Below are 6,474 nucleotides of genomic sequence, written 5' to 3'. Positions count from 1 at the left end.
TCGCTTCCAGTTCAGCAGACCGAAGTCGCCATCGGCTGCGCCGTCCTCAACCGCATGCTTGCCTGCGCACGCCCGAAATCCGCCCCCCGCAAGGCGGCCACGGCATAGCCTGCCGCTTCAAAGATCGACATCCGCTCAAGTCCGGACCCATGCACCAACGCCTTGGTATAGCCGACTTTTCCGGTTGTGCGATCCGAGTTTGCGCAGCAACATGGAGGGTAGGACCAAGCCGGCCTGAATGGAGAGGACGACCTGCATCATGTCCTGCCAATGCGTCGAGATCAAGCTCCAGTCGATCTCGCGGGTGAAGAGCCTGTCAATATGCTGGTAGCGCACCGATTTGTCGGGCCGATAGAAGGTGGCGTCACCCCAATTGCGCATACGCGGCATCAGCAATGCCGAGAAAGCGGGAAAGACCAAAGACAGGCTCGCTTTGACCCTGGGTGTCGGTATGGAGGATGTCCGGCTGGATTGTCGATCGGTTCTTCATGAGGCCGTCCAGGATATGGACCGCTTCCCAGACGCCGCAGGGGATGAAGGTGGTGAATGCGATATAGTTGTCAGCGATGTGATGATAGGCGATGCCACCATAGGCACCGTAACGGATATGCTGAGCACCCAGGAGGTTGTTTTCGCGAAGCGGGACGTGCGTGCCATCGGCGATCGCCGCCCGGCCGGCGCCCCAGATTTTCGGCAAGGGGAAGCGATTGTAGGCGTCGATCAGGTCCGTCATTGCGGCTTCGAGCTTGGACGTATTGATATGCTGGGCATTGAGGCGACGCAACGTATCGGCGCTGGCGATAGCTGGAGCATGGCGGGCGGCCTGGACGGGGCCGAGATTGCAACCATAGCCAAAAGTCGTGAAGACATAGCGCTGCTCGGCTCTTGTGAGCTTCGGATCGGCTCCGGAAGGCGGGCCGAAGTGGCGCGTGAAGTTGGTCCAGAAAGTCCCGTCCCTGAGAATATCGAGCAGGTGGCGTTCGCGCATGCGAGCATGGACTTCCATCTCGAAGCCCTGCAATCCCTCGGGCAGCGACTTGGCCCTGAGCTGTTTGAGGTGCGGCACGCCGTCAGCGTCAATGGTCAGTTCCGCGTTGGAGGGGAAGTCCGCATCGACCGCCACTGCTGTCGCCGTCAGTTCTCGCCGCAATTGATCGACAAGGTGTTCACCGCTCCCGGGAAGGCCAAGCGCATCGCAATATTCTGCCAGCCGCGCTTCGCAATCCGGCCAAGGCAGGAGCTGAGTCCTGTAATCATCGAAGGTTTCGGCGCCGACAACGAACAGATCCGTTGCTTGCAGCGCGTCCGCCAGATGGATGAAGACGCAGACTTCGAGCGCGCGACGATCGACCACTGTACTGCCACCACGGCGCTTCGCCACGAAGCTTTGCCATCGCTGCGAGGCAAAGCTCAGCTCAAGCGGTCCAGCCAATTCGTCACGGCGGGCGTGACGATGTTCGATCACGATCGACAATGCGTCAAGCAGGCTGCGATCCTGTGTCGCCGAGCGAATCTCCATCAAGTCCAGCAGCTGGAACAAGAGGCTGCGGGTTTTTGCGATGCCAGGCGCTGACCGTTTCACATTGCTGCGACAACGCCTCGACGCCGCCCTGCTCGGCCAAAAGAGCGCGGATGCGACGTCCAGTATCGGTGTCGCTCTCGCCTTCCTTAGCCGTTTCCAGCACCTCTCCCAGAACAGCGATCAGTTTCTCCTCGACGTCACGGTGCTGCTCCTGGAACGCTTTGAGCTTTTCCTTGGCGGCGGCCTGCGTCTTTCGGACACGGCGCAACAACATCTCGATCAGTTCGTCACGGCATTGCGCGTGGACCTGTCGCAGAAGGCTCAGGACCAGAAGGTAGCGCCGTCCTGGCCGGGCAATGGCAAGAAGTTCGCTCACCTCCAAAGCCCGGGCCTCGGCGGCGAATTGCCGGAGCTTGGTGTGGGTTATGTCTGCCAGAGGCGGATCAGGATCAATCAAATTGTTCAGCCAGTGGAGGCGCTCGATCCACAGCCTGATTGTCTCTGGGCGCGCTGGCCCAGGCGTCTGTTTCAACCGGTTGAAAGGGGTTGTCGCGGCTTCCGGCGGGACCGTCAGCAATCCATCCAGAGCCGCGACAACATCTGCGGTCAGCCGAACTGCAACCTGGTCGTACATGCGCGTGTGGACCTGGGTTCGCAAGTGGTTGACCAGCCGGTCCAGTGTGCTGAAGGCCGGCAAATCAATCGAAGCCTTCCCCAGAGCTTCAATGCCTCGATTGATCAGGTCCGCCGGATCGCTCATCGTTTCGGCTGCCGCAAGCACGGTGACCGATACCAACTGCTCGGCAGTTTCGGAATAAGCCGCCACGCCGAGATGAATGCGTACCGCCGTCCGATAGCGGTGGAGCGTCGTCTTTGACGGGTCTCGTCGAGCAACGGGGGCACGGCGTCCAGATCAAGTTGCGCCGCCAGATAAGCGAGCGTACCGACGTGAACGTCGCTCACCGATGGAAAGTAGCCAAGGTCCTGCCGGCCCTTCAGCACCGTCGCCAGTGTCACGCGACCGGTATCGGTGAGCGCCTTATCACGAACGAAGAAGAGATCGGCTTCATTCAGGAGGTAGCGGACGTTCAGTTCCTCAGCCGTCAGAGGGTCGCCAGGACGCGGGTAAGCGGTGCGATCAATCGAGGTCATGAGATGTCCAGAAAAGGGTCCGCCGAAGGGGCGACGGAAAGTGTATGAATTGAAGGCGTTAGGACATAGCGATTCGCCGTCCGGAAAGGAAGACATTCTGGGACGCAATCATCGTCACTTCCATGCCAAAAACCGCACGGCACTTTCCCTGCGCGTCTCCACGCCGGAGCAGAAGCCCGATCTGCAATATGATGGGTTGCATGGCTACGCTGCGCGCGCCGGACTGGAGATCGTCGGCTACTACTGCGACATTGCGGTGTCAGGCCGCCGCGAGGGACGCCCCCGGCTCAACGCCTTGATGGCGAGTGTTCGTAACCGTGAGGTCGATTGTGTCCTGGTCTGGAAATTCGACCGTTTCGCCCGCTCCACACGTCACCTTCTGATCGCCCTCGAGGAATTCGATCACCTCGGCGTGCGCTTTATCAGCGTTCAGGATCAGATAGACACCGCAAGCCCCATGGGGCGGGCCATGTTCACCATCATCGCAGCCATGGCAGAATTGGAGTCCTCTTTGATTAGCGAGCGCGTCACCGCTGGAATGCAGGCGGCGCGATCGCGCGGCAAGCATCTCGGACGGCCAAGTCTCCCAATTCTGTTGGTTGAAGAGATCGAGGTGCTTGCCGGATCAACCGATCTGAGCATTCGAAAGATTCAAGAGAAAATCGGAGGAAAAGCCAGTCGAGGCCGCGTTGGTGAAATCGTCAAACGCGTCCGATCGGCAAAAGCGTCGACCGGGTGAACTTTTTACACGTACTTTCAATCTACCCCCGCAAGGACTCCATCATGCAAATCAAAACCGCAAGCCTTGGCCCTAACGCGCATCCGCACGACCCGGTTGCGGGCGAGGGATCGTCACCCGCCGACCGCAGCATCGAGATCGAAGCGGGACACGGCAGCGGCACTCTGTGGCCCACGGACGGCACGCAAGCACGCGCGTGCCCGAGACCGGCTTCGGAAACCACGATGTGCCTCGCGGACCTGCTGTCGATCTCCAGCCAGCGGCCTTCGAGGCCCGAAGTCATACCGGCCATTGTGCAAGCCGGGGACGATGAAGGCGTCCCGGATTTGCTTCCGCAACCGGCCCGTTCCGGGGCGAGCCAGCCGCGCCTGGCCAATCCCGGCGAAGCGAGGGACGTCGAGAGCGGGTTGCTCATGCGCGATTGCTCGTCGCGGATCGCCGCCTTCCTGGGCAACCTGTCGGTCGTCCAGGAGCTTCGGCAGTTCGATGACAGCGAGTTCGTGGGCAAGCTGCGTAACGAACTGGTCACCGAGCCCGGATGTCGAGAGCCGAAGACGCTGCTGGCCGCCATGGGCGAGAAGGTCGATGAACTGCGGTCGCACCTGGACAAGCAGGCGTCGACACCAGAGGAGGCGGAGTTCCTGGCAGAGGCCCGGCGCTATCTCGAGCCGGTCATGACCAGCTTCGAGACCGACATCCACACCTTGCAGCACGACGCGAGTGCCGCGAAGCGGATATACCTGGGAGCGCTGACGCTTCTGCTCTACCCCTTGCCGCTCGCCACGCTGTTCACCCAGAAGACTGGCACCTACGCTGCGTTCAACATTGCTTCCTACACCTATACGGCGATACAGCTGGTCTCGCTTATGCGACGCCCGACAACGGACGCCAAGCTGTTCATGAAGCACGCCATCAACCGGCACAGCCTGGTCTTCTTCATCTCGCTGATCTATGCCGTACCCACCTTCTACGCCAAGGCCGCGCCGCTGCAGCGCAACGCCGGCTTCGTCGCCGGCGCAGCGGCAGCGCAAGGGGCGATGATGTTCGGCCTGCGGCTGGGGCAGGACCTGATGGACTCGATGCGGCTGCGCTTCAACGGCGCCTTCAACCGCAGGCGTGATCTTCCCGACGGCTTCAGGGACGCCATTGAGGGAGTCGTGGGCGATCTGCGCGCGGGTCTGAGCAACGTCAACCGCTCCGTCGGCGAATTCCAGAAGGACCGGCGGATCACGCCGCACATGGATCGGCAGCTCACCTTCTTCAAGCAGGACCTGTCCAGAATCGTGACGGGCCTTGAGCGGCTCGTAGCGACCGGGACGCGGCAGGAGAGCCCGGTCGCCGCAAGCGATGACCCACCAGGCCCCCTAGAGGCGGTGCGCCGGACCCTGGACGCATCGTTCGCAAACAACCCCGACCTGAAGGGAAAGCTCGCGCTGGCGACCGTAGCCTTCGCCGTCCTCGGGTCAAACATCGCCCTGATGCGCAACAACGGGCTGGCCCTACCTGACTTCATCGCCGATGCGGTCGTCTCGTCGACGTTCCTGCTCCGTGAAGCGCTGAGCCCGCACGTCACGCACGCGGGGATGAACGACAGCGTGAGCGACACCGTCGGCGGTATGACGGTCGGCCTGCCCTTCTCCGTAGCCGCTGTGATGAGCGGCTACATGGACGACCCCAGGGCCAACCCATCGGGCTTCATAGCCGGGACCGTCGGCTACACGGCGGCCTACCTGCTCTTCGGCCGGGTGGCCGGCGACGTCATGTCCAAGGGCCTCATGGCTACGAGCGGAGCGCTCGGCTGGGGCCAACAGCAGGCGATCCGGCTCGGCCGGAGCGCGATGGCCTTGGGTTTCGAGCTGGTCGCCGGGCACCGCTCGCCGGCTGCAGCGGATGTGCACGACGTAGCCGGGGTCGAGATGGCGGGTGTGCCGCATGAGCCGCTGTTCTTCAGCCCCTCACAGCGGGCGTCCGCCGAACGCACCCTGGTCGGCACGCTTGAGCAGATCGGCGACGAGTGGTACGAGGCGCGCGACGAATGGGAAGGCAAATCGGAGGAGACGGCGGGTAGGGACGACCCCTGGGTCGACGCACCGGCGGAGCTGCCCATGCAGCCGGCGCCTCAGTCGGAATAAGCAGCCCTGCACGCGTATGGGGTCGGGCGGGATTCCTGAGCGGGAGGGTCGGTAGCGATTCGTGTAAGAAACCTTTACTGACAGCGAGGTAGCTCACTTTTGGCTGTTTGTACACAAATCCCTGCCAAGCCTCTATAGAGGCTCGAGAATCCCGCGCGTCAATGCTTCGTCGTCCCAGCTATGACTTCGGTGAGCCAGCGCGAATCGGAGAGTTTCTCGCCAAACTTGCTCCTACAGTTGGAGTGCGCCCCTTGGGGTGGACAGATCGTCCTGAGGAATTGACCATGGCTGTCGGGTTTTCAAAGAGAGAACCATGGCAAGACATCGTAGTTACAGCATCACGTTCAAGCGTCAGGTCGTGCAGGAATATCTGTCGGGCGAGACGCTGCATAGTTTGGCGAAACGGCATGACGTCACCCGCAGCCTGATCCGTGTCTGGATTGGCAAGTATGAGGCAGGCGGTTTCGATGAAGATACGGCTTCGGCCGCTCTGATCACGGAATATGAGGCGCGGATCGCCGCGCTTGAGCGGCTGGTGGGCAAGCAGGCTCTGGAACTGGAGTTTCTAAAGGGGGCTCTGAAAAGCGCTCCGCGGCGGCGTTGGTGCATGGGTCCGGACTTGAGCGGATGTCGATCTTTGAAGCGGCAGACTATGCCGTGGCCGCCTTGCGGGGGGCGGATGTCGGGCGTGCGCAGGCAAGCATGCGGTTGAGGACGGCGCAGCCGATGGCGACTTCGGTCTGCTGAACTGGAAGCCGACCGTGCCCGCAAACGCCGCGCGATGGTGGACTTGTATCGCCCTATGGCGGTCTCGACCAGCGAGCGTTTGCCATAACCGTTGGAGACCTGCCATTTCATCCGGCCGTCTCTGCCGATTGCGGCGATATGCTGGTCCCTTTGGCCGGCAGGTCTATCGTCGAATGGTTCGA

At 61.8% G+C, this 6,474-nt stretch carries 3 protein-coding genes and 3 pseudogenes; 4 read left to right on the top strand and 2 right to left on the bottom strand.

From position 1 onward, the window contains the following. A pseudogene (locus NKJ88_RS32800) lies at nt 1–108 on the top strand (IS5/IS1182 family transposase); the annotation flags it as partial. A gap of 54 nt (nt 109–162) precedes the next feature. On the opposite strand, the pseudogene NKJ88_RS33100 reads toward NKJ88_RS32800, so the two are convergent. Then, a pseudogene (locus NKJ88_RS33100) lies at nt 163–2,674 on the bottom strand (Tn3 family transposase); the annotation flags it as partial. A gap of 40 nt (nt 2,675–2,714) precedes the next feature. On the opposite strand from NKJ88_RS33100, the gene NKJ88_RS32780 reads away from it, so the two are divergent. The 3 genes from NKJ88_RS32780 to NKJ88_RS32770 all read left to right on the top strand — a co-directional run bounded on the left by NKJ88_RS32780 (nt 2,715) and on the right by NKJ88_RS32770 (nt 6,257). Beyond that, nucleotides 2,715–3,413, top strand: a complete 699-nt coding sequence (locus tag NKJ88_RS32780; RefSeq protein WP_352446959.1) for a recombinase family protein — start codon at nt 2,715–2,717, stop codon at nt 3,411–3,413. Between the two features lie 44 nt (nt 3,414–3,457). Then, nucleotides 3,458–5,545: a type III secretion system effector XopAA gene (gene xopAA / locus NKJ88_RS32775; RefSeq protein WP_352446958.1), complete on the top strand. Its 2,088-nt coding sequence runs from the start codon at nt 3,458–3,460 to the stop codon at nt 5,543–5,545. Nucleotides 5,546–5,858: 313 nt separating this feature from the next. Beyond that, nucleotides 5,859–6,257, top strand: coding sequence for a transposase (locus NKJ88_RS32770; RefSeq protein WP_352446957.1), 399 nt, complete (start codon nt 5,859–5,861; stop codon nt 6,255–6,257). On the opposite strand, the pseudogene NKJ88_RS32765 reads toward NKJ88_RS32770, so the two are convergent. Beyond that, nucleotides 6,196–6,474: pseudogene (locus NKJ88_RS32765) on the bottom strand (IS5/IS1182 family transposase); the annotation flags it as partial. The gene NKJ88_RS32770 and the pseudogene NKJ88_RS32765 sit on opposite strands and share 62 nt — an antisense overlap.

It is taken from the genome of Mesorhizobium sp. M0016 (genome assembly GCF_040324035.1).
Lineage (GTDB): Bacteria > Pseudomonadota > Alphaproteobacteria > Rhizobiales > Rhizobiaceae > Mesorhizobium.
This window is presented reverse-complemented; position numbering and strand designations above follow the sequence as displayed.